The sequence below is a fragment of the Rossellomorea sp. RS05 genome (genome assembly GCF_039822645.1).
Lineage (GTDB): Bacteria > Bacillota > Bacilli > Bacillales > Bacillaceae_B > Rossellomorea > Rossellomorea marisflavi_B.
Genome location: NZ_JBDKWY010000004.1, coordinates 1 through 23,177 on the forward strand (window position 1 = coordinate 1; position 23,177 = coordinate 23,177).

Genomic DNA, 23,177 nt, shown 5'->3' on the forward strand with positions numbered 1-23,177 from the left:
CATGACACTCTCTATCGTACCAAGGGAGCTTTTTTTATGCACATCGCTAAAATCCCACTTTATCCTCATATTCCTTTATAACAGGAATGCTCCTCGTGCCTGCGGGGTCTCATCTTCCCGACTTTTCCGCAGGAGTCGACCACCCTCCGCTGCACTGCACTGTTGGATGGTTGAAGGGGTAGGGCAAATCAGCAAAGTATGTCCTTCCCTTCATTTTTTGATGGATGTGTCGTGAGAAATGGATCGTTCCGTTTCTCTGGGGATGGTCGCTTTCCGCGGGTCGGTCGATGAGCCTCCTCGTGCCTGCGGGGTCTCATCTTCCCGACTATCCGCAGGAGTCGACCGCCCTTCGCTGCACTGCACTGTTGGATGTTTGAAGGGGATAGAGAAAAGCGAGTAACATATCCTCCCTTCATTTTTCGATGGATGTGTCGTGAAAAATGAATCGTTCCGTTCCGCTGCGGGTGGTCGCTTTCCGCGAGTCGGTCGATGAGCCTCCTCGTGCCTGCGGGGTTTCATCTTCCTGACTATCCGCAGGAGTCGACCCCCTCCGCTGCACTGCACTGTTGGATGTTGATGGGGGGGAATTTGCAATTGTACCTCTGATTAAGCAGACAAAATAAGTAACTTCAATACCCTTCAATATATATGGTGATCGCCTTTGCTACACAGGATCTACTTGGACAGATTATGAGACCCCCCTCTCAGCCGTTCAATCTATTTAGGGATCAGATGAGGTTCTACATAACCCGGTATGATTCATTGAAAACCTATCAATCACCAAAGAGTGAAGTGCAACGGAGGCCGCCCGACTCCTATGGGAGTAGCGGGCAGGGTGAGACCCTGCAGGCTTGCCGAAGCGGCTCACCGCACGCCCCATGGAAAGCGGGCGGCCGCAGTGGAACGAAACGGACTTACCCCCTACCAATCTCCCAATTAGAATAAAAAAAGAGAATGCCCATCATCAGGACATTCTCTAGTATTCACCAATCCAGCTCCACTTCAACCCCATAGTGATCGGAAATAATGGGGCGGTTGGTTCCGTTGAAGATGACGGCGGAAGAGTGGACGTTGATCTTGCGGCTGGAGAGGATGAGGTCAATCCTCAATCCTTTGTCATTCCCATCCCATCCAGCAATATCGCCTTGGATGGTAGTGCCATTGTCGCGCTTTTGGGCAAGATGGAAGGTGTCCCACAGCCCTTTGTTCATCAGATAGTCATAGCCTTCATCACGTGTGTTGGCATCATTGTTGAAATCACCCATGAGGAAGAAGGGATCAGCTGCCTTTTCAAAGAGACGGTCAGCCTGGTTCATGAATGGTTCTTCTTCATCCTGCCACCATCCAAGATGGCAGGAGTAGAAGGTGACCTTTTCATCGCGAACGGGGATGGTGATCCCGATGACCTTACGGGTTTTCCAGTTGGCTGGGTCTTTATCATTTGAAACATGGAATCGGTGCTCTTCCAATACAGGGTGCCGGGTCAAAAGCGCTGCGCCTTCTTCAAAGCGGTCATACCCGACATGGGCGTAGTCCCATATGAATGAGTATCCTGTGACACCGCGTTTCTCCAGCTCCCGGAGGAGGATCAGAGCAAAGTTGTCTTTTTTGATGAACGCTTCCTCTTCGGAAATGAGCTGATTGACCTCCTGCAGGGCAATGACGTCGTACTCTTTTTCTGCGATGGTATCGGCAAGGATCCCGAGTTTCTCCCACTGGTTGTCTTCAAGCCAGGAGTGACAGTTGAGGGTGAGGAGCTTCATCCTTACGCCCCCAGCATATCCTGGATATCGGATTTGATGACATCGGCTTTCGGGCCGTAGATGGCCTGGACGCCTTTGTCCTTTGTGATAAGGCCGAGGGCCCCGTTTGCTTTCCATTCCTGTTCGGTACCGACCAGGCTAGGGTCCTTTACGGTGACACGAAGGCGCGTCATGCACGCATCGACGTCGACGATGTTGCTTTCGCCTCCGAGTAGGGCGACGACTTTCGGAGCGACAGAATCTTTTTTGAGTGCTCCTTGTGACTGGGTGACTTCGTCCTCGATGTAATTGCCGTTACGTCCCGGTGTCGGAAAGTTGAAGCGTTTGATCAGGAAGTTGGCCACGCCGAAGTTCAGTCCGAAGAATACGAGACAGGCGATGAAGAAGTTCACAAGGTCGAGCCAGAGTCCGGCTTTCACGATCATCGGCGTCCTGGTGAGGAGCTCGATGAATCCGAAGGAGTGGACGCGGATGTGGATCAAATCCACGATGGCGAAGGCAAGTCCTGTCATGATGGCGTATACCACATAAAGAAGCGGGGCAGCGAACATGAACATGAATTCGATCGGCTCTGTGACACCTGTCAGGAATACAGCAAGGCCTGCAGATAGGAACATGGATTTGTACTTTTTCTTCTTATCTTTATCCACATTGCGGTACATGGCATAGGCGATACCGATGAGGGACGCAGTGGACAGGATCATCTGACCGACTTTGAAACGGGCCGGTGTTACGTCGCCAAGGAGCTGTTTGTAGCTGGCAGTGTCTCCGGCGGATAGGAAGTTGTTCAAATCGGCGATCCAAGCGAGCCACAGCGGGTCTTGACCTGCGACGGTAGATCCCTGGCCTGAGCCTGTAAGGATTGTGTATGTCCCGCCAAGCTCTGTGTAGTTCATCGGCACGGTGAGCATATGGTGAAGACCGAATGGAAGCAGCAGACGCTCGAGTGCCCCGAAGATGAATGGAGCGACGATCGGTGCCGTATCCCGTGATGTAGCGATCCATTGACCGAAGTCATTCAAGAGACCTTGGATGAACGGCCAGACGATGGACATAACGATAGCGGTTACAATGGAACCCGCAATCACGACGAACGGAACGAAACGCTTCCCGTTAAAGAAGGAAAGGGCATCCGGAAGTTTGTCATAATTGTAGAATCGATTGAAGAGATTCGCTCCGAGGAAACCGGAGATAATCCCGACGAATACGCCCATATTGAGGGCCGGTGCCCCGAGGACGGAAGTGAAATAGTCGGAAACGACGAGCGTCTGACCGAACAGGGACGAAATCGTCGCTTCAGGATCTGCCAGCATATCGGCATTGACGCCGAAGATGGCTCCGGTGATCCGGTTGATCAAGATGAAGGCGATGAGGGCAGCGAATGCACCACCGGCACGTTCCTTCGCCCAAGAACCCCCTATGGCGACAGCGAAGAGGATATGCAGGTTGGTAATGATGCCCCACCCTATGTCTTCAAGTACTCTTGCAATCGTTTGCACTAAAACCAAGTCTCCGCCCGTCATGCCGATCAGCTTCCCGATGGAGATCATGATTCCGGCAGCCGGCATGACGGCCACTACGACGAGAAGGGCCTTCCCGAACTTCTGCCAGAAATCAAAAGACAATAAATTCTTCATGTGTACTTCCTCCCTATGTGTGCGTTTTCATTTTGAAACACGATCTTTCTATCTGTTAAGCATGGCTTTCGCTATAAAAAGATACAAAAGTGTAAGCGGTTAATGCAACCGTTTGCATTAATATAGCATTATTGTAAGATATCTTTTTGAGGAAAGCAATAGGAATTTTATAAGGACTCTATGATATTTAAAATAGTAATATCGAAAATTGGGAGTAATATCAATGAAACGTGTGGAAGCTACTTGGTTTCCCATTAGAAAAACGAATGTCCCATACCTTGAACGTTTAAGGTATGGGACATTTAGTTTATATAACATAATCCTCCGGTGGAAACACCTTCAGATGTCTTGGCTTGATGTAAACCGATTCACCGATTTTGAGGGCGAGATCGCGGAATCGCTCTTTGGTGATTTCAGCCTCCACATATTCGTCCGTATCCGCCCGGATCAGCTCGACTCGGACGACGGCTCCGACAATGTGGAGATGGTTGACGGTGGCCCGAACGGTTTCGTCACCCTGGATCTCTTTGCTGATGGTGAGGTCATGGGGGCGAACGTAAGCGGACGCTTCACTCCCTCCCGAATGGGTGAGGTCCGGTGTGTTCAATACGAGATCACCATGGACGAGGGTCCCTTCATGAAGGCGACCCTTGAAGATATTGACGCTTCCAAGGAAGTCGTAGACAAACGGCGTCTGGGGATTCTCGTATACCTCGATGGGAGTACCGATCTGTTCGATGCGTCCCTGGTTCATGACGACGATTTTATCGGCTACATCCAGTGCCTCTTCCTGGTCGTGGGTGACGAAGATACTGGATATCTGGAATTCATCGTGAAGGCGCCGAAGCCATCTTCGCAGTTCTTTCCGCACTTTGGCATCGAGGGCCCCGAATGGTTCATCGAGTAAGAGGACTTTCGGCTCGACGGCAAGTGCCCTTGCGAGGGCGACGCGCTGTCTTTGACCGCCTGACAGCTGGGAAGGGTAGCGGTCTGCCAGGGACCCCAGCTTCACAAGATCGAGGAGTTCTTGGACTTTTTCTTTGATGACCTTACGGGATGGACGCTCCTTCCTCGGTTTTACCTTCAGCCCGTAGGCGACGTTTTCAAAGACGGTCATATGCCTGAAGAGGGCATAATGCTGGAAGACGAATCCGACTCCCCGTTCTTTGGCCGTGATGGAGGTGATGTCTTGATGGTCGAAACGGATCGACCCATTGTCGGGGGCTTCGAGTCCGGCGATGATCCTGAGGAGGGATGTCTTCCCCGAGCCCGATGGACCAAGGAGGGCCACCAATTCTCCGGTTTGGATATCGAGGTTGATATCCGAAAGGGCCTGGAACGTTCCGAATGATTTTGACACGTGATCAATGACTATGCTCATAGTATTCCCTCTCTATCAGTGGACATGGACGTCCGTTTGTTTTTGTCCCTTCCATTCAAGGAAGCTTTTAATGACAAGTGTGATGATGGCCATGATGGACATCAGGGACGCGACGGCGAATGCGGCGGCAAATTGGTACTCTCCGTACAGAATTTCGATATGGAGGGGCATCGTATTCGTGAGTCCGCGTATATGGCCCGATACGACGGATACGGCACCGAATTCCCCTATTGCCCTGGCATTTGCGAGGATCATCCCGTAAAGAAGGGCCCATTTAATGTTCGGCAGGGTGACATGCAGGAAGGTTTTCCACCCTCCTGCACCGAGGGTGATGGACGCCTCCTCTTCGGATGTGCCCTGTGCCTGCATTAAGGGGATGAGCTCCCGGGCTACGAATGGGACGGTGACAAACAATGTAGCAAGGATGATACCTGGGACGGCAAAGACGATCTTGATATCATGCTCGAACAGCCAGTCACCGAATACCCCCTGTGCTCCGAAAAGCAGGACGAAGATGAGTCCCGCGATGATCGGGGAGATGGCAAAAGGCAGATCGATGAGCGTAATGAGGATGTTCTTGCCCCTGAACTGGAACTTTGTGATCGCCCAGGCGGCTGCGATGCCGAACAGGGCATTCATAGGGACCGAGATGAGAGCTACGAGCAGGGTCAGCTTGATGGCTGAAAGGGCTTCGGGCTGTGTGATGGCTGCCATGTAGACGTCCAATCCTTTATCGAATGCCTGAAGGAAGACTGTAATGAGAGGCAGGATCAGAAACAGACCCAGGAACAAGAGGGCAATGGTGATAAGCAACCACTTCACCCATTGTGGATCAGTCGTCCCCTTTGCCTGTATAACCGGTGCGGTTGAGCGTTCGATTGGCGGATGACCCGACAAAGCATTTCCTCCTTCCTACCTGTGAATGAATTTGCGATTGGTCCACCATTGAATCAAGTTGATGACCAGTAGTAAAAGAAAAGACGTCACCAGCATCACCGTGGCGATGGCAGTGGCCCCGGAATAATCAAACTGTTCCAGCTTCGTCAGGATGATCAGGGGCGTGATCTCCGTCTTGAATGGCATATTGCCTGCGATGAATACGACGGAACCATATTCCCCAAGGGACCGGGCAAAGGCAAGGGTGAAACCTGCCAGGGCCGCAGGGAGAAGCTCAGGGAAGATGACCTTCCTGAACGTCTGGAGGCGGCTGGCCCCCAGGGAAGAGGAGGCCTCTTCCACTTCCTTTTCTAGATTTTGAAGGACAGGCTGAACCATCCTCACCACGAATGGAAGTCCGATGAAGATCAATGCGATGACGACACCAATTGGGGTAAAGGCGACTTTGAACCCGAGTAGGCTGCCGATCCAACCATTTGGAGCGTAGACCGTCGTCAGTGCGATTCCAGCTACGGCTGTAGGGAGTGCAAATGGCAAATCGACGAGTCCATCGATGATTTTCTTGCCGGGGAACCGGTAGCGGACAAGGACCCATGCAAGAAGGACGCCGAACGCCACATTGATGAGGGCGGCGGCCAAAGAAGCCCCAAAGCTCAGCTTATAGGATGCGATCACCCTGGGATCCAACACGGTATCAATGAACTCGGTCCCTCCCATCCTGGCGGTATAGAAGAAGATCATGGAAAGGGGAAGGAGTACAAGGATGCTCAGGTAGAGCGTCGTGTACCCCATTGTCAAGCCGAATCCAGGTAATACATTGTGGCGTTTCGTTGAGCGGATTTTTCCTCTGGTCATGTGATCACCTGTTACCTTTCGTGCTATTCAGCGTAGATTTCGTCGAATGTTCCCCCATCATTGAAGTGGGTTTCCTGTGCTTTTTGCCATCCACCGAATGCATCATCTACGGTGACAAGCTCAATATCGGCAAATTTGTCGGCGTACTCCTTCAACACCTCAGGATCACGCGGTCTGTAGTAATTTTCAGCGGCAATTCTTTGACCGGTCTCTGTATAGAGATACTCAAGATAGGCCTTGGCAACTTTGGTTGTGCCTTTCTTCTCGGCAATCTTATCTACCACGGCTACAGGTGGTTCGGCAAGGATGCTGAGTGTTGGATTCACGATTTCGAACTCATCTTTTCCAAGCTCGTTGATGGAGAGATACGCTTCATTCTCCCAGGCAATCAGCACGTCACCCAGTCCCCGTTGAACGAAGGAGTTTGTCGCGTCACGTGCGCCTGAATCCAGGACCTCAACGTTTTTAAACAGATCCCTCATATATCCTTTGATTTTCTTCTCATCACCGTTGTATGTCTTATCTGCATAGGACCAGGCTGCAAGGTAATTCCATCTCGCTCCGCCTGATGTCTTAGGATTCGGTGTAATGACGGATACGTCGTCACGGATCAGATCATCCCAGTCCTGAATGTTCTTCGGATTTCCTTTCCGTACTAGGAAGACGATGGTGGACGTATAAGGCGTGGAATTGTCTTCAAGTTTTGACTGCCAGTCTTCTGAAATGATTCCTCGTTTTGCCGCGATTTCATCAATATCATAGGCGAGGGCGAGGGTGACGACATCCGCTTCCAATCCATCAATGACAGATCGTGCCTGTTTTCCTGAACCTCCATGGGACTGCTGGATGGTGACCTTCTGTCCGGTCTCTTCTTCCCAATGCTTGGCGAATTCTTTATTGAATTCCTGATAAAGTTCCCTTGTCGGATCATACGACACGTTCAATAGTTCCACAGCTTCTTTTGAATCGTTTCCTTTTTTACCGGCGGTCTCGCCCTGACTGCAGCCTGAAGCATAAAAGACAAGAGCTACGATGATCCCAATCAATGCATTTTTAACCATGTGAGTTCCCCCTCGTTAATTGTTTATTTATCAAAAAAAGACCGCGCTATGTGTAATAAGCGGCGGCCTTCAGTTTGTCTGATCAGCACTGGGATATTCTAATTTAAACTAATCATATTCACTTAATCGGAATTAGTTCCATGATTTTTTCATTACAGCAGATGAAAAACAAGAAAGCCCCAGTCATGTGTTTCGACTAGGGCCTTTGGTTGTCCAATCGGCAGTATTCTGATTAGATATAAGATATCTTACTATTCCGATAAAGTCAATTGGTTTTTGGGAGAAATATAGAGGATGAGAGATTTATTGAGTAATAAGATTTTGATGTTAATAAAGATAAGAAGAGGGGATATATGTAAAAAAAGGAGGCTTTTCATGTGAATAAAATGGTGAGCATCGCAGGAGTGGTTTTCATGGCATTCCTTCTTGCAGGTTGTCAAAGCACTGAAAAGGATGCGGTGGACACAGATGTCAAGCAGGTGGATGAGACAGCCAAGGAAGAAGTGGAAACAACTGAAGAGATGGATACAGAGACCGATGAGGGAAAAACAAAAGACGAAGCTGCCCCCTACGAAACAGTCAATGTGACATCAGATTACTTCATTGAAACCGACACCTATGATACAGGGCGGGAATTTTTGACGATGTTCACAATCAAACGGGATGACGGGAAGGATCAGAATAGGGAAGAGCGCCTGGCGGCTTCTCTCATGGAGAATGATCCTTCGGAACAAAAGATCCTTGAATCTTACACCAAGCTGACAGTCGAGGGGCAGAATCTTAGGGTGGATTTCCAAGAGGATGGAAACCTTCTTTCCGCCACTTCTGCGCAGCATTCGATGTTTTATGATTCTCTGTTGGGGATCAGTCATCTTTATGGCATCGAGGAGATCACGTTTGTGAATCCGGAAGGCGAAGAGAACATCACGGTAGCCGAACGGAAGGTGGATGCCCCGATCGTGGTGGCTGACGAATGGGAAAGGTCGAAGGGATACTATACCCTCTATGATAAAGAAGGGAAGCAAACATGGTTTATTCCAGCAGGTGAGTTGGATGAAGGGGCTGGTGGAGAGGATTTGTCTTTTCAAGAAACCATCGAGATGATGCAGACCGTTGATCAAGAGGACGCGTTTTACGCATCAGCCATAACAGAAGGGCTGGAAGTAAAGGAGGTTTCTCTTAAAGACGGTCTTGCGATTGTCCACTATACGATGGACGAAGAGGAAGTATCAGCATCTGACCGCATCGTCTTTGAGAATGCCATGCAGCTTGTAGCCCTTGACTTCGATGCGACAGAACTTCAAATGGTGAACGAGACGAAGCGTCAGAACAAAACATTTCCATTCTAATAATCCTATTAACATAAAAGACCTCAGCCGGTGAGTGCATTCTCCGGCTGAGGTCTTTTGGGCGGGATCATGAACGAAGCAATCGCAACCCGTTCAGGATCACCAGGATGGTGCTACCTTCATGCCCGATGACTCCATATGGGAGATCGAGGACTTGAAGGAAATTGGACGCGATGAGGAGCATGATGACAGAAATCGAGAAGACGACGTTCTGCTGGACGATACGCTTCATGCGCTTTGACAGCTTGATGGCTTCTGCGATCCGGGTCAGATCGTTTTTCATCAGGACGACATCGGCTGTCTCCAAGGCGACATCTGTTCCTTCACCCATTGCGATTCCGACGTTGGCTGTGGCAAGGGCAGGCGCGTCGTTGATTCCGTCACCGACCATGGCGACGGTCCCGAAGTCCTGTTTCAGAAGCTTGAGTTCATCCACCTTGGTTTCAGGAAGGCATTCAGCAATGAAAGATGATACGCCTGATTCCTGTGCAATGGCACGGGCGGTCTTCTCATTATCCCCGGTGAGCATGATCGTTTCAACGCCTTCATCGGCAAGGAGCTTCAGGGCGTCAACGGTTTCCTTTCGTACAACGTCCTTCAACGCGATGAGGGCGATGATGACACCGTCACGCTCGACGAATACCGTCGTCTTTCCTTCAGAAGCCAAGATTTCATACCTGCCATCCATGAAAGCTGATGCAGCGGTGCCCATGAAATCGGCCTTTCCGATCTTCCAATCAGAGCCGTCCATGACGGCCTTGACTCCCCACCCCGAGATGTCTTCAAGAGAATCGGGTTGGGCAAGTTGGATCCCTTCGCTGCGGGCGTGCTTGACGATGGCCTGGGCGAGGGGGTGATTCGACTGATTCTCGATAGAAGCAACCACTTGAAGGGTCTTTGCTTCATCTTCAGAAGTCAGGAAGTCTGTGACAACCGGTTTGCCTCTTGTCAATGTCCCAGTCTTGTCGAAAGCGATGGCTTTCAAGTTACTCAGGTTTTCCAGATGTGCTCCGCCTTTGAAAAGGATTCCGTGGCGTGCCCCGTTGGAGATGGCAGAGAGGCTCGCCGGCATGATCGACGCCACCAGGGCACACGGTGAAGCGACGACAAGGAGCACCATGGCACGGTAGAAGGTTTCATTCCAGCTCCACCCCAATGCGAAGTGGGGAAGGAACATCATCAGCACTACGACGGCAAGGACAATCTTGACATAGGTCCCTTCAAACCGTTCAATGAACAATTGGGAAGGGGACTTTTCCGACTGGGCCGATTGGACGAGATCGATGATCTTTTGGAACAGGGTCTCGCTGCTCGGTTTTGTCATTTTGACCGTGATGGCCCCGTTGATGTTCACGGTTCCGGCATATACTTCATCATCCGCTGACTTGGTGACAGGGACCGCTTCTCCAGAAATGGCTGCTTCATCGATAGAGGTGCTGCCTTTTACGACCATCCCGTCCGTCGGTACACGCTCGCCTGGTTTGATGAGGATCAGGTCACCGATATCAAGGGAGCTGACCTGCACTTTCTTCTCACCGGTCTCCGTGATGAGCCATGCCTCTTCAGGCTGAAGCTCCATGAGGGCGGAGATTTCCTTTTGGCTCTTGTTCATCGTGTACGTTTCCAGGGCTCCGCTCACGGCGAAGATGAAGATCAGGATCGCGCCTTCAGTCCAGTAGCCGATGATGGCCGAGCCAACGGCAGCGAAAATCATGAGCATCTCCACATTCAATTCTTTGTTTTCGATCGTCTCCTCGATGCCTTCCTTCGCTTTAGCGAAACCACCGATGACGAATGCGAGAAGATAAAAGATGATGCTCAAGGAGGACTCATCCTTCGAGAAGAGCCAGCCGAGGAGAATGAAGACCCCGCTGACAAGGGCGGCAATCAGTTCGGCATGGGGTTTGATTTTTTCAAGAAGTGGGAGTTTGCTGCCGGGACTCCCGAGACTTAGCGCTTTGGACTGTGAACTCATAGTGGATTCCTCCTCCAGTGTGATGGAACTAATTGATAAAGAATGGTTCTCAATGAGAATAATAATCAACATCAGTACCCTTATAAAACGACGAAAGCTGCCACCGGATAGGATGACAGCAAATCTATTGAGATCCAAACTTTCAAATCAGTAATTTATAATTATTATAATTTATACTATCACATCTATATGGAGAAGGAAAGGATTATGTGCTAGTATTTTTCTGCTATTTCCCTTCGCCTCGTTTGAAGGGAAAAAGTCACAAGACTGATGAAGATGACAAGCAGCATGGTGGCAATCATATAGAAGAAACTTGATCCTTCAAGCTTCTCGATCGTCACTCCACCTATGAACGGACCGATCATGCTCCCGAAGCTGAAGAAGATCCCGCACATGATATTGCCCGCTGGCAGAAGCTCTTTTGGCAGGAGGTCGGTCATATAGCTGATCCCGAGGGAGAAGGTCGATCCGACGGCCATCCCGGCAAGGGCAAAGCACGTGAAGAGGCCGATGGTGGAATGGGAAACGAATCCCGCCGCCGTGAAACAGCCGGTCCCGATGATCATCACGACAATCAAAACACTCTGCCTTCCGATCCTATCACTCAGGATCCCGAGGGGGAGCTGTGATAAGATGCTCCCCGCCGCGAAAGCAGGAAGAAGGACCGCCACGGCATCCACGGATATCCCGTTCCTTAGGGCGAAAATGGGGAAGTTCCCATTCAATGATGCTTCAAGGAACCCATATCCGAGGGGAGGCAATAGGGCTACCCATGCGTATCGAAGGACTTTTCCGAACCGGCGAAATGATCCGACGAAGGTGGCGTCCCCCATATTCTCTGTTTCGGGGAATTCATTCTTCAGCTTGAAGACGAAGCCCCAGACGATAAGCGTCATCACGGAAGAGATGATGAACGGAAGCGCCTCATGAACGGCGAGAAGCTGGGTCATGAGCGGCCCGACGGTGAAGCCGATCCCGAAGGACAGCCCGTAGATGGAGATATTGCGACCCCTGTGTTCCTTCGGTGAAAACGACGTGATCCAGGTTTGTGTCGCAAAGTGAAGCATATGATCCCCCACCCCGATGCAGAGTCGGAGGAAGAACCAGAACCAGAAGGTCTTCCATATAGGGAAAAGAAGCATGGCGGCGGCCACAGTGATGCCGCCGATGATGATCATGGGACGATACCCGATCTTCTGAAGGGGCTTTTCCATGAGAGGGGAAGCAATAAGGATCCCGATATACAACGCAGTGGCATTCAATCCATTCAAGGAAGAAGACACGCCGTCCTGTTCAAATATGATGGCGATCAAGGGCAGGAGCATCCCCTGCGAGAATCCCGAAATCGACACGATGGCCACAAGGACCCAGAAGCGAAATGATAATTGTTTATTCATATGCACGGACTCCAGTCTATGTTGGTTATTCTTAGATGGTAACGGGTTCCCTTCATTTTGGCAATATGAGGATGAACCATTTGTCAGGGTTTAGGACATATGATCGAAAAAGGATTGGAAAAGGAAGAAGGTAAGAAAAAAAGCGGTGACTTACATAAAAAAATATCATTATAGTAGAAAAGTTAATTAATAGATCATGAGGTAATCGAACCCTGTAAATAGTGGGGGATAGAATTTAATGATGAAATTAATATTATTCCTGAAAGAATATTTTTCATTATATATAAGTGGGTCAGGGGAACTAGTATTAGGAGGGGGTACGGATCACTGCAAAAATGTTCTCATGTTCAAAGGTTGTTCCATCACACAACAAAGGAGTTGCAGATCTATTTCTAGTCATTTGGATGTGTTGATTCATTCGGACTAGATAGCGGTATTTTCAATATATCTTTCTCATTTTGGATGAGAGGTGAAGGGAAGAAAAATGGGTGCTATGCAGGTATAGTTATTGTTAAGCAATTCAGAAAAGTTAGTAAAATTCAACTAGAATCCTTTATTAACAGTGTGGTAATATTTTCATGATTCCAAGGGAAGGGAGGGAAAAGGTCATGAGTAATGGGACATTGAACAGTGTGGAGTCCTTGCTTCAGGAAATCGAATCGATTGAAGTGATGGAAGTATCAGAGTCCATGATGCTGTCTGAAACCGGGGCGACGAGTGGGTCGAGCTCATCGGGAAGTACGTCATGCTGCGGATCATGTTCATGTGTAAGCTGTGGTGCCTGCACCAGCTGTGGAGGCTAAAATCGATCGGGGGAGGAAATGAAATGATAAAGGCGGCAAATAACGAAGTAGCAGACTTGCTTCAAGAGATCGAATCCATCGAGGTCATGGAAGTGTCAGAATCCATGATGCTATCAGAAACTGGTGCGACTAGTGGATCCAGTTCATCAGGAAGTACATCATGCTGCGGATCATGTTCTTGCGTGAGCTGTGGCGGTTGTACAAGCTGCGGATAACGAATTCTGAAGAATCGGGGACTAATGATGACTACTAATCTTAAAATCGAATCCTTATTAGAAGAAATAGAGTCCATCGAAGTGATGGAAGTATCAGAATCGATGATGTTATCAGAAACAGGGGCTACTAGTGGGTCCAGTTCATCAGGAAGTACGTCATGCTGCGGATCATGTTCATGTGTCAGCTGTGGCGCTTGCGTAAGCTGCGGCGGTTGATGCAATGAAGGGGGACCGGTTTTCCGGTCTCCTTTTACCCCAAATCAAGTCGTTTGAAACCGGGACTTACCTCCTGAATGTTGGAATTTATTCCGAAACGATAGAAGGGCACCCAATAGTTTGTTACGATTCAAGTAGTTTGAATTTACAGAAAATACATATGGAGTGTGGTATACAAAATGCTCTTCCCGTGGTACTTGATCAGAGAAAACACGTTATCCTACAGCGATTTCGCACCACTCCGTTCCACTGAACTCGTTGATTTTGTCACTGAATCCCATTTGCACCTGGAGTCGTTCCAGCGCATGAAGGATGAAGTGGTGGCGGCACTTGAAGTCGACTTTCACGAAACAAAAGATCCCTCCCTCCTGAATGTGAAGCGGAAGGTCTTCAATCGGAAAGGCCTCAAGGAGGAAGAAGCCGTGACGGACGCCTTGGAGGAATACCGTCTGGTACGCGACTTCATCGAAGAAGATCGTGCTGCCGGTGAAGCGCTTTTCCATGCAACCGAGGCCAGTCACCGTCAACATCTGTGGACCCTCTTCAAAGAAAAGCCGGTCGTGACGAATCCGCTGCCCTTGGTGAATCATCAGATGCATCACAAGCTCGATAAGTTCCTGTCCACCCCGCCGGATACGCACAAATCAAAGGTGAAAAAAATCGATAGCACACTGCTTCGGATCGCCTCCCGTTCCACCTTCAAAACCAGTCCGTTCAGCTCATTCACCAGTATCGACCTGAAATCATTCACACCCCAACCAGAAGCTCCTGCACCCCAATATCAGATTGAATTGAATTATTACATATGGCAAAAAATCCTTCAGCTCATTGCCAACGATCCCGCCTTCATCCCTTATCTTACGTACCTCTACTCCGGTAGGCATGAAGATGGAATCGTGGATTTCACTTCCCGGATCGACTTGAACCGGGGGAAAATCTTTAACAACATCGAAAACCATTTTATCGCGAAGGACAATCCGATCTTCTCTGCCCTCTCCAACTTCAATCGTCCCATCGCTTACGAAGAAGTCCTCTCCCTCCTTGAGCCTTTCACTTCAGAGGAGAAGGCGGAACGCTTCTTTGTTGATGGCCTTCTGAAGAAAGGGATTCTGTATGCCGATTTTGAACTCGATGAGTACGCAAAGGATGTACGCGGGGATTTTTACAAGAAGCTCGGCTCCCTACCTGAACACCATAAGATCAAGCTTGTCGTCGAGACGATGGAAGCGATCGACGGCCTGGTGGATGAATATAGGCGATCAGGGTGGAAGGAACGCTTCGGGATCTATTCCAAGATTATGGGCCGTCTTGCAAGGATCGAGGAATCCTTTGGTTATACGTTCACGAAAGAAAATCTATTCTATGAGGACTATCTGGCACCCGCTAGCACCGATCTTGAACTGTCTGAATCCTTCATCCGTGAGATCGGCATCATTCAGAAGCTTGCCATTCTGACGAGTATCCCGCTTCAGTTCAAGTATGAGTTCGCCCATAGGTTCCACCAACGCTACAAAGGTAAGTCCATGGCCGTCAGGAAAAAAGAAGTGCGCGACTTGTATATGGAAGAAGTGATGAAATTCACGAATTGGACCGATATTTTGGCGGGTGTACCCGATTTGAAATCACCTGGCGGACAGGTGATGGAGGAGATCAAGGGGGAGATCCGGGACCTTTTCCAAAAAGCAAAGCATGGGGACGGCCGACTCATCGGAGATGAAATCCTAGCTCTGTACGATTCATTCATGGAGCGGACCGGATTTAGCAAAGAACATCTCTCATCTACAGCACTCTTCCAGAAAACAGAGGACGGCTATATTCTGAACAAGCTGTATGCGGGTCATATGAAGCTGTTCACCCGCTATTTCCAATACAGCCCGTCGATCTATGGAGATTCCCGTTTCAAGGAATATGTCGCACAGATGTGCCCGGATGTCCTTGAGATACGCGAGGGATTCGGATTCAACGCGAATCGGCATGAGACGTTCCTGAACCAACGTCTCCTCATTCCGGGAAGCAAGACGAATCCAGCCGATGAAACGGCCCACTGGAGTAATGATCTTCACTATCGTTACAACGAAGAGAGTGGGCTCATAGAGATTGTCGGAGAGGATGGCTCGATTGAGATTGACTATATCGGAAGTCTTGTCGACTATATGATGCCCCCGAGCATCCGGATGCTTTCGACGGGGCTGACGCCGAGGTTCGATCCCGGTCTGGTGAAACTTTGGGAAATCCATGAGGAAACCCGGCCTGTGATCGATCACATCCCAAGGCTCCATCTTGGACATCTGGTGATCATGAGGGAGAAATGGCTACTTGATACGTCACACTTCCTGCAGGAGGAAGAGGTGTACGATCTTTACCGGAAGACGGTCACCCGCTTCAAGGAGCTCGGGTTGCCCCTTGAATTCTTCGTGAGCCGCATTGTGGACGCAGAGACCTACGACTTTGATAAATCGAATCGATCGGATATGAAACCTCAGTATATGAATCTATTATCCCCCTTGTTTTTCAAAGAGTGGGTCAAGCTTCTGAAGGAAGAATCAAGATTGGTTGTGGAGGAGCTTTATCCGGCAGGCGGGGGCGAAAATCATAACATAGAATACCAGGTGGAGGTGAGCATGGATGAAAAGCCTGAATGATTTGACGGAAATCCGCTTGTTCTTCTTCGGGAGTGAGGAGCAGAAGGCGAAGGTGTATGTCGACTGGGTGATCCCTTACTTCATGGAACTCGGTGTCCCTTTCCATGCCGAGCGTGACTGGTTCGGGGGGCCGAACTATAGGATCGTGCTGGAGGGGGATGTGAACCTGGAAGACGTAAAGTCCCATTTCCGTTCCCACTGCATGAGGGAACATGGAGAAATCGACGAAGGGGAGATCCTTCGCAATCTGGCAGCCTATCAAAAGAACACGGCAGTGGTTGCAGGGATGGAGAGACGCGAGCATCGCGACGTGAGCCATCTGAATCATCTAGAGGTAGAAGCCGGCACCATCCCGGAGTCCTATGTGAAGAAGAGGTTCCACTCATTCCTTCACTTGAAGGTCCATACCGAAGCCCTATTCAAGATGCAATCCTTCATCAATCACCACCTGTCACAGTGGAGAGGGATGGATCAGACGGCGAAGATCAGCCATACCGCACGCTTCTTCAGGGATGTGCTCCCTTACTCGCGCTTCGAGGAAAAATACGCGGTTCTCGTATATGTATCCAATATCGAGGGGGTCCTCGCCATTGCTGAATCCATGAAGAAAAAGCAGGCATACATAAACACCTACGAGCGGGTGTACGACGTATTGAACCCCCGTGAGCTTTTTGCAGGAAAGGACTACGAAGAAGCATTCGGCATGGATTGGAGAGTGACGATCGGAAGCATCGACTCCTTGATCACGGCCAATCTTGAAGGTCTGGCAGGCGAAGAGGAAGGCTATTATTCCCATCGGGAGCAGCGGGAGCTCCTTTATCAAAACATCCGGGAGATCGGGAGTGGATTCCATGATGAACTGATGGCGAGGAATATCGAGGGGCTCCTCGACCACGAGGAGCATGCCCGCTTCAAGTATTTGATCAACGTGGTCTATAAGTTCATCCATATGATCGGCGTCTCCTTCAATGAGAAAAACGTGGCCTGCTATATCGTGAGCCGGTTCATCCTTGAGGAAAACGGGACCACATGGGACGAGATCCTCAAAGAAAGGGGAGAGTCCTTTGTTCCTTAAAACGAGAACGAATTTCTTCCCGTCATTTGATGAGAGTTCAGATGTGCTTCATATCCAGAAGAATGACACGCTTCAGAAGGTGAGGATGGAAAAGGGGCTGTATGAAGAGTTCCTTGGGATCCTGGGGGAGTTCAACGGTGGTTCCTCCGCAGATCTGGACGGGAAGTCCACAGACTATAAAAGGGTGCTCAAGTTCTGTCTCCACCAGGGGCTCCTTGATCAACCCTTGCACGACAATGAGCCTTTCCTTCTTCGTTACGTGGAGAACACCTATGATGACTACAGGACGGTGTGGGATAAGATCGTCTCGACCCCGGTCGATGTGATCGATGCGCCACCATCCATTTTGGGGCTACTCAACGAAAACGATCTGCAGACAGGCGAAGGGGAAAAACGGACCATACGCTGGATCGATGGAATCGGTCTTGCAGACCCCGGGGATTTTGTCATTCTTCATGACAATGGTCATCATGCTTTCTTCATCCATGAGAATGAACGTGATCTTCAACTAGCTAAGGGTCTCGTACAGAGAGAGCGGAGCGGGGGTCCCTTGGAACTGGGAAAACGGGTTGCAGGTGTAAGGGCACTGGCGGAATGGGTCAAGCATATCGTGGATCCCCGTCGCAAGAAGCTCGTGACCGTGCTGTATGACACCGGTGAGTCTGCCGTTATAGGGAAAGAAGATGTCACCTCGACCCTCCCGCTGTATGAGAGGACGTTCCTGGACGCGGATCCCGACCTTTCCTTCATCCAGAAGCTTGAAGGGCGGTGGACGAGCTTTCATTCCCTGGATGTGTCCATCAATGAGGGAGACCCGGAATTCCCCGTTCACCTCCATGTGGCTCCGTATGAAATCCGGTTCCAGGACTTTACGCATCGAAGCATCGACTATGAGTATAAAGATGCGGCCATTCACGCCCTGACAAGGGGAATCGAAGGGTATCTGGGCAGCATCGATGACAGTGGGTGGGTAGCAGACTACTCAAAGGAGCGATTTTATATCAGGGGGATGATCCCTTTCCTCGGTAAGACAGGGGAATTCGTCGAACTTGCTGCGTTGCCGGCACGATATGAAGAGCGCATCGGTTCAATCTTGGCACAGACGGACTCGATCAATGAGATTGCGGTCATCCTCGAGACACTGTTCCGAGAAGATGTCTTCGTCTTATACCTGGTCGACCAAGACCGCCGGGTGCTCTACAAAGGTACGGCGGAAATCGAGCTTGGCAGGGAACTGAGCCGGGCGCTTGCATGGGTGACCGGTCATCTGCTCAATGGTCTTGAAGTTTGTGAAGGGACGCTGGATGCTGTGGTCAGAACGATCCCTTTCCCCCTAGAACAGAAGCCCCCATCCCATATCCATACAGAGCTGACCCGTGAGCTTTCGGATATCCCGATTACGGAATCGGCTTGGATCTACCAAGGGGATGTGGAAGACGCGGGGCTTTATGTCGGGAAGTTTGAAAGGGGGGATGCGGGATGACGGTCACAACTGACACCGGACTTCCCATCGTGGTCCGGAGCAGCCATCTTTTCGTAGGTCCATGGAAAAAGGAACGTGGACACGCCTGCTTTACCTGTTTCATCTCCTACCTCAGATCGAACGGAAGTGACCTTGCTTCGATCCTTGACCATGAGATGGTCGGAGCGGGGGAAGGCGATGATGGGATCGACCTCGATGGAGTGGATTTTCATTCATTCATCAATCGCGTCCTCGTCATCGATAAGCGGTCGTGGTCGGTGACTTGGAAGAAATTCCGCAAGAATCCGTTCTGTCCAGAGTGTGGGGTGGAATGGGAAGAAGAGCGGAAAACGGGGCTTCATCTGACAGACGAACCCCATTTCAGGGTGAAATCAGGAAAAGAGATCTCACAGCTTCTGAAACGGTATGAAGATGAACTGATTGATGCCGACACAGGAGTCGGAAGAGCACTCTTCCGCGATGCAGAATCGAATATCATCCCCATGTACGCCATCGAAGCGGTCATCCATGATCGGACGTTCTATTCATATGGGCGAACGACGGGGATCGCGGAATCAAGGAATGCGGCCATCCTTGAGCTCCTTGAACGCTATTCAAGCATGGTCCCGAGATTCAAGGCACCCATCGTTGCCTCTTATGAAGAGCTTGTGGCACATAATAAAAAGGTGGTGCCGCCCGGGCGTTACATTCTGCGGAGCCCCCTAGATCCCGACCGCAAGCTCCACTGGACGAGCTGCCGGGAAGTAGGGACGGGAGAGGCATTCTTGATACCGGAGCAGATGATGTACTTTGATAATCAGCTTCTGAGGGGTGAAACCCGCTTCCTATACGAGACGTCCAATGGGACTGCCCTTGGCGGGAGTGTGGAAGAGGCGTTGGTGTATGCGATCCTCGAGGCGGTGGAGCGGGATTGCTTCCTCGTCCACTGGTATACGAAGCGCCTTCCACGAATCATTGATCAGGAAAGCCTGGCGAATACCCATGTGAAAGGGATCCTCCGTACGCTTGATCAGCTCGGATACGAGACATACTTATTCGACATCACCCTCGAGACAGAGGTCCCAGCCGTATGGGTCCTGCTCCGTAATACCGATGCAGATGGGCAGCTTCATCTCTACAATGCCGCAGGCTCACACTTCGATCCCGAAGCAGCGATTTTCGCGGCCCTTGTGGAAGCGGGTACCTCGGTCATCGTGTATGAAGAGAAGCTCCGAGCTGAAAAGCCGGGCCTCTCCCACCTGATCGGCAGCCCGGAAAACGTCACCCACATGGAGGATCACGTGAACTACTATGCCTTCAGGGAGAACAGCGGTGCATTCGACTATCTCTTCAATCGGATGGCCGATCTTGAGCGCATCCGTGTGGAGGAGATGGCTCCGCGTTTCCCGTTCTCATTTAAAGGAATCGTCGAGAAGGTAATGGAGCACCATCCCCGGGTGTATTTCACCGACATGGGGAATGAACTCATCGATGAGATGGGGCTTTCGGTGGTGAAAGTGTTCATCCCGACTCTGCAGCCCATGACATTCGGGAAGCAGAACGAGAGGCTGAATATGGAACGATTGGAAGCATGGAGTGAAGGAGAGGTGGAGGTAGGATGCGAACCCCACCCCTTCCCGTAGTCGATCCTTTTCCTTATTTTACGGAGGAGCGATACGAACGCAACCGGTATGCCTATTCGATGAGAAGGATGCCGCCAACTACAGTCTTGGAATATCGGGACGGGGTGAACGTACCGGCAGAAGTCGCGGAGTGGATCAGGAGGACGTTTGCTTATGCTTCTTACGACCCCCTAAGTCCATATCCTTTTAGTAAATCCGTTCCTTCTCCAAGGGGTATCCATCCGTTCGTCCCGGTTTTCTCTGCTGGTGGAAACCGTTACGTCTACGATGCAGGCCGGGACCGTTTCGCCTTCGTTGGACGTGGCGGAAGGGAGAATCGGTTCTCCCTTTGCATCGACCTGTTCAGGGTATGCGGGGTATATGGTGAGTTTGGATTCCCACTGGCCCTGATGGAGTGCGGCCACATACTTGCCGACCTATATCCATCAGTGAAAAGGGGGCGATTTACCTTCAGGAACCATAATGAAATGCATCCCCTCGCCCCGTTCCGTAAAGGAGACCTCATCGAATTCTATGAAGGGGAGTTGCCGGTTTCCATCGAATCCGGATGGGACGATATCGGTGAAGACGGGGTCGGCATCCAAGATGACTTCGTTCAAGAGCTTCATTTTCTTGGAATGGAGCGATGGATGTCCCGAGCGGCGTCGGTCACCCCCTCCATCCCGACACTTCCCGGAACCATGGAAGGGAGGGCAAGGGGCGCCCGGACATCCTTCAACGGAAGGCTGGGTCTGTTCGCCCGCCCCTCTGTGATGGAAGGGAGGACGTTTGCCAGACTGCTCGAGATAGCCGGACGCTATGAGGCGCTTTCGATGACATTCTTTGTTCAGTCGGTTGATGGTATGGAGAAAGGGGTCTATCGAATGGAATCTGGCGGACCGAAGAGAATGGGAGGGTTCGAGAGTCTGAATGATCTTTTTCATGAAGGGAAACGGACGATGAACCTGGATCGCCTGCCTCTTGCCATCATCTTATCCGTCCGAAACGGTGAGTTGGCTTCATTCATCTACGCCCATGTCCTCGCCGGTATGTGCGTGCAGGAGATGTCTGCTGCCTTTTCCGGGGAAGGGCGCTTTACCCGTCCGTTCAAAAATATCAATGACGCATACTTGAAGCAAACAGGGGAGTCGAAGCTATATGGATGCCTATTCGGATCCGGAACTTCCGCTACCCGGCAATCATGGAGGTGAATCTAGTGAACTGGCATTCTTATCATATTTTCATCCATGACATGAGTGAGCATGATCGATTCCTTCAGCAGGTGGTGCGTGGGATCGTGGATGATACGCACGTCTCTTCCTTCTTTTTTATCCGGTACTGGCAAGGTGGTCCCCATATCCGTTTCCGTTTCCAATCGGAGCATGCAAACGATGTGATCAGCGAGCTGAAGCACCGGTGCCGTGCATTTTTCCGGGACTACCAGCCCCCTTTTACACTGGAGAGGGAAGCCTTCTACAGCCGTCAACTCTTTGATGGCACGGCGCCGGATGATGCGGAGCTCTACTGGGTGGAAGATGGGTCGATAAAGGAGATCCCCTACGAACCGGAGCTTGAGCGGTATGGTGGTGAAGAGGTGATGGCAGAATCGGAAGCTATCTTTCATCAAAGCAGCCTGCTGGCTCTCAAGCATTTGGAAGGGGTCGCTGGTCCTGCGATACCTAAGCGGCTGCTCCTGGCCTGCGACTTTTTCCTCGACATGCTCAGGGCTTTGACAGAGGAAGAGGGACATGAGCTCATCCGTCGGTACAACGCCTTCTGGTCCCGATTCGATCAAGGAAGCATCGATCCCGTACAGAGGGAGCGGTTCCGCACCCTGTACTGGAAGCAGCGGGCCATGGGAGGGCAGAGTGGTTCTCTGGAGCTGGATAGGATCAGCCGGATCGTCGAGGGGATCAACGGAAAGGGAAAGCGGCATCTTCTCCCGTATTTGATCTTTTCGCACATCCACATGTATAACAATCGGATCGGTCTGCCGCCGAATCTGGAGAGCACCGTGGCGTTGATCGCGGGAAGTGAGAAAGAAGGAGCGGTTGCGAAGTGAAGTGGGATTTTACATTCAGTGAAAGGGATACAACACAGCGATACCGGAATTACCATCGGTCGTCAAGTCATGCCCCGCTCATGCAGATGAGGAAGGCGCCAAGGCGGGAATACGAAGTCCGGGACCTTGATTCGAATGGAAAGCGTGTCAAATGGCATATGGACCCGGGACGATTTGATCAGGCAGGAGGAAAAACCTTTGCCGATGTGATGAAAAACAGGAGGACATCATGGAATTTCGGCGAAAGGGATGTAACAGAAGAAGAACTGAAGGAGCTCCTGCTGTTCAGCTTCGGTATCAGCGAGCCTTTGGAAAGAAAGCGCACCTACCCTTCCGGCGGCCAGTTCTATTCCCTGGAAATCTACCTGCTTCCGACCACCCGTTCCGTGGCATCGGGGCTTCTCGAGGAAAAGGTGTACAAGCTCAATGTGAATGAAGGGACGCTCGTGGAAATGGAGGATCTCGATCTGGCGAAGCTTCCCCTGCTGAGCGCTTCCACGGACGTCGGATTCTTCTCATTGAAGGAAGCCCAGTGCGTCGTCGTACTGGTGGGCAATGATCGTGATCTATCGGTAAAGTACATGGATCTCTCATACAGAATCATGCTTCTCGAAGCCGGCCACATGGCACAAAATTTCCTTCTCACGTGTACCAGCCTCGGTCTCTCGTCCGTGCCGCTGGGAGGGTTCCATGAAGGAGAAATCAAAAATATGCTGCAGCTCACGGACGACAAGATGGTGCTGTATACGCTACTAGGAGGATGAC

At 50.6% G+C, this 23,177-nt stretch carries 18 protein-coding genes; 10 read left to right on the top strand and 8 right to left on the bottom strand.

Annotated elements, in window-relative coordinates:
• Window positions 1-983: 983 nt before the first annotated feature.
• The 6 genes from ABJ225_RS11785 to ABJ225_RS11810 form a co-directional block, all read right to left on the bottom strand.
• Window positions 984-1,763, bottom strand: a complete 780-nt coding sequence (locus ABJ225_RS11785) for an endonuclease/exonuclease/phosphatase family protein (protein WP_056533092.1) — start codon at window positions 1,761-1,763, stop codon at window positions 984-986.
• A 2-nt stretch (window positions 1,764-1,765) separates the two neighbouring features.
• Window positions 1,766-3,400: a PTS transporter subunit IIBC gene (locus ABJ225_RS11790; protein ID WP_218245177.1), complete on the bottom strand. Its 1,635-nt coding sequence runs from the start codon at window positions 3,398-3,400 to the stop codon at window positions 1,766-1,768.
• A 307-nt stretch (window positions 3,401-3,707) separates the two neighbouring features.
• The gene (locus tag ABJ225_RS11795) at window positions 3,708-4,781 is read right to left on the bottom strand and encodes a sulfate/molybdate ABC transporter ATP-binding protein (protein WP_218245178.1); all 1,074 of its coding nucleotides are present in this window, start codon (window positions 4,779-4,781) and stop codon (window positions 3,708-3,710) included.
• A gap of 15 nt (window positions 4,782-4,796) precedes the next feature.
• A complete protein-coding gene (gene cysW / locus ABJ225_RS11800) occupies window positions 4,797-5,636 on the bottom strand; it encodes a sulfate ABC transporter permease subunit CysW (RefSeq protein WP_481900624.1) in 840 nt (279 codons plus the stop codon).
• Window positions 5,637-5,693: 57 nt separating this feature from the next.
• Window positions 5,694-6,533 (bottom strand): sulfate ABC transporter permease subunit CysT, encoded by an 840-nt coding sequence (cysT, locus tag ABJ225_RS11805; protein WP_218245180.1) that lies wholly within the window; start codon window positions 6,531-6,533, stop codon window positions 5,694-5,696.
• Window positions 6,534-6,556: 23 nt separating this feature from the next.
• The gene (locus ABJ225_RS11810; protein WP_218245181.1) at window positions 6,557-7,594 is read right to left on the bottom strand and encodes a sulfate ABC transporter substrate-binding protein; all 1,038 of its coding nucleotides are present in this window, start codon (window positions 7,592-7,594) and stop codon (window positions 6,557-6,559) included.
• Window positions 7,595-7,971: 377 nt separating this feature from the next.
• On the opposite strand from ABJ225_RS11810, the gene ABJ225_RS11815 reads away from it, so the two are divergent.
• Window positions 7,972-8,943, top strand: a complete 972-nt coding sequence (locus ABJ225_RS11815) for a hypothetical protein (protein ID WP_056533110.1) — start codon at window positions 7,972-7,974, stop codon at window positions 8,941-8,943.
• 67 nt (window positions 8,944-9,010) lie between these two features.
• Here the strand turns inward: ABJ225_RS11815 and ABJ225_RS11820 are convergent, their stop codons facing one another.
• Together ABJ225_RS11820 and ABJ225_RS11825 are read right to left on the bottom strand one after the other, a co-directional pair.
• Window positions 9,011-10,918 (bottom strand): heavy metal translocating P-type ATPase, encoded by a 1,908-nt coding sequence (locus ABJ225_RS11820; RefSeq protein WP_056533113.1) that lies wholly within the window; start codon window positions 10,916-10,918, stop codon window positions 9,011-9,013.
• A gap of 212 nt (window positions 10,919-11,130) precedes the next feature.
• Window positions 11,131-12,315, bottom strand: coding sequence for an MFS transporter (locus tag ABJ225_RS11825; RefSeq protein ID WP_079514793.1), 1,185 nt, complete (start codon window positions 12,313-12,315; stop codon window positions 11,131-11,133).
• A gap of 608 nt (window positions 12,316-12,923) precedes the next feature.
• Between ABJ225_RS11825 and ABJ225_RS11830 the strand changes: the two genes are divergently transcribed.
• The 9 genes from ABJ225_RS11830 (at window position 12,924) to ABJ225_RS11870 (ending at window position 23,176) form a co-directional block, all read left to right on the top strand.
• Window positions 12,924-13,118 carry a thiazolylpeptide-type bacteriocin gene (locus ABJ225_RS11830; protein ID WP_079514794.1) on the top strand — a complete coding sequence of 65 codons (195 nt, stop codon included), beginning with the start codon at window positions 12,924-12,926 and terminating at the stop codon, window positions 13,116-13,118.
• 107 nt (window positions 13,119-13,225) lie between these two features.
• Window positions 13,226-13,333, top strand: coding sequence for a hypothetical protein (locus tag ABJ225_RS22365; RefSeq protein WP_367024395.1), 108 nt, complete (start codon window positions 13,226-13,228; stop codon window positions 13,331-13,333).
• A gap of 413 nt (window positions 13,334-13,746) precedes the next feature.
• Window positions 13,747-16,191: a lantibiotic dehydratase gene (locus tag ABJ225_RS11840; RefSeq protein ID WP_347320320.1), complete on the top strand. Its 2,445-nt coding sequence runs from the start codon at window positions 13,747-13,749 to the stop codon at window positions 16,189-16,191.
• The gene (locus ABJ225_RS11845) at window positions 16,175-17,266 is read left to right on the top strand and encodes a hypothetical protein (RefSeq protein WP_318340685.1); all 1,092 of its coding nucleotides are present in this window, start codon (window positions 16,175-16,177) and stop codon (window positions 17,264-17,266) included. The genes ABJ225_RS11840 and ABJ225_RS11845 overlap by 17 nt, the downstream gene beginning before the upstream one ends.
• A complete protein-coding gene (locus tag ABJ225_RS11850; RefSeq protein WP_347320322.1) occupies window positions 17,256-18,749 on the top strand; it encodes a hypothetical protein in 1,494 nt (497 codons plus the stop codon). Before ABJ225_RS11845 ends, ABJ225_RS11850 begins: the two co-directional genes overlap by 11 nt.
• On the top strand, window positions 18,746-20,371 hold the full coding sequence (locus ABJ225_RS11855) for a YcaO-like family protein (RefSeq protein WP_347320324.1): 1,626 nt from the start codon (window positions 18,746-18,748) through the stop codon (window positions 20,369-20,371). Before ABJ225_RS11850 ends, ABJ225_RS11855 begins: the two co-directional genes overlap by 4 nt.
• Complete coding sequence (locus tag ABJ225_RS11860) at window positions 20,347-21,561, top strand: hypothetical protein (RefSeq protein WP_056533134.1); 1,215 nt, start codon at window positions 20,347-20,349, stop codon at window positions 21,559-21,561. Before ABJ225_RS11855 ends, ABJ225_RS11860 begins: the two co-directional genes overlap by 25 nt.
• Entirely contained in the window at window positions 21,513-22,412 is a 900-nt protein-coding gene (locus ABJ225_RS11865; RefSeq protein ID WP_347320326.1) for a thiopeptide-type bacteriocin biosynthesis protein, read from the top strand. The genes ABJ225_RS11860 and ABJ225_RS11865 overlap by 49 nt, the downstream gene beginning before the upstream one ends.
• The gene (locus ABJ225_RS11870; RefSeq protein ID WP_347320328.1) at window positions 22,409-23,176 is read left to right on the top strand and encodes a SagB family peptide dehydrogenase; all 768 of its coding nucleotides are present in this window, start codon (window positions 22,409-22,411) and stop codon (window positions 23,174-23,176) included. The genes ABJ225_RS11865 and ABJ225_RS11870 overlap by 4 nt, the downstream gene beginning before the upstream one ends.
• Window position 23,177: the final 1 nt, after the last annotated feature.

What these genes read in the sequence shown, in the direction of transcription:
- cysT (WP_218245180.1), bottom strand. Translation starts at nt 6,533, where the DNA reads ATGACCAGAGGAAAAATCCGCTCAACGAAACGCCACAATGTATTACCT.
- ABJ225_RS11830 (WP_079514794.1), top strand. Translation starts at nt 12,924, where the DNA reads ATGAGTAATGGGACATTGAACAGTGTGGAGTCCTTGCTTCAGGAAATC.
- ABJ225_RS22365 (WP_367024395.1), top strand. Translation starts at nt 13,226, where the DNA reads ATGCTATCAGAAACTGGTGCGACTAGTGGATCCAGTTCATCAGGAAGT.
- ABJ225_RS11860 (WP_056533134.1), top strand. Translation starts at nt 20,347, where the DNA reads ATGCGAACCCCACCCCTTCCCGTAGTCGATCCTTTTCCTTATTTTACG.
- ABJ225_RS11795 (WP_218245178.1), bottom strand. Translation starts at nt 4,781, where the DNA reads ATGAGCATAGTCATTGATCACGTGTCAAAATCATTCGGAACGTTCCAG.
- ABJ225_RS11790 (WP_218245177.1), bottom strand. Translation starts at nt 3,400, where the DNA reads ATGAAGAATTTATTGTCTTTTGATTTCTGGCAGAAGTTCGGGAAGGCC.
- ABJ225_RS11865 (WP_347320326.1), top strand. Translation starts at nt 21,513, where the DNA reads ATGCCTATTCGGATCCGGAACTTCCGCTACCCGGCAATCATGGAGGTG.
- ABJ225_RS11785 (WP_056533092.1), bottom strand. Translation starts at nt 1,763, where the DNA reads ATGAAGCTCCTCACCCTCAACTGTCACTCCTGGCTTGAAGACAACCAG.
- ABJ225_RS11845 (WP_318340685.1), top strand. Translation starts at nt 16,175, where the DNA reads ATGAAAAGCCTGAATGATTTGACGGAAATCCGCTTGTTCTTCTTCGGG.
- ABJ225_RS11855 (WP_347320324.1), top strand. Translation starts at nt 18,746, where the DNA reads ATGACGGTCACAACTGACACCGGACTTCCCATCGTGGTCCGGAGCAGC.
- ABJ225_RS11810 (WP_218245181.1), bottom strand. Translation starts at nt 7,594, where the DNA reads ATGGTTAAAAATGCATTGATTGGGATCATCGTAGCTCTTGTCTTTTAT.
- ABJ225_RS11820 (WP_056533113.1), bottom strand. Translation starts at nt 10,918, where the DNA reads ATGAGTTCACAGTCCAAAGCGCTAAGTCTCGGGAGTCCCGGCAGCAAA.
- ABJ225_RS11825 (WP_079514793.1), bottom strand. Translation starts at nt 12,315, where the DNA reads ATGAATAAACAATTATCATTTCGCTTCTGGGTCCTTGTGGCCATCGTG.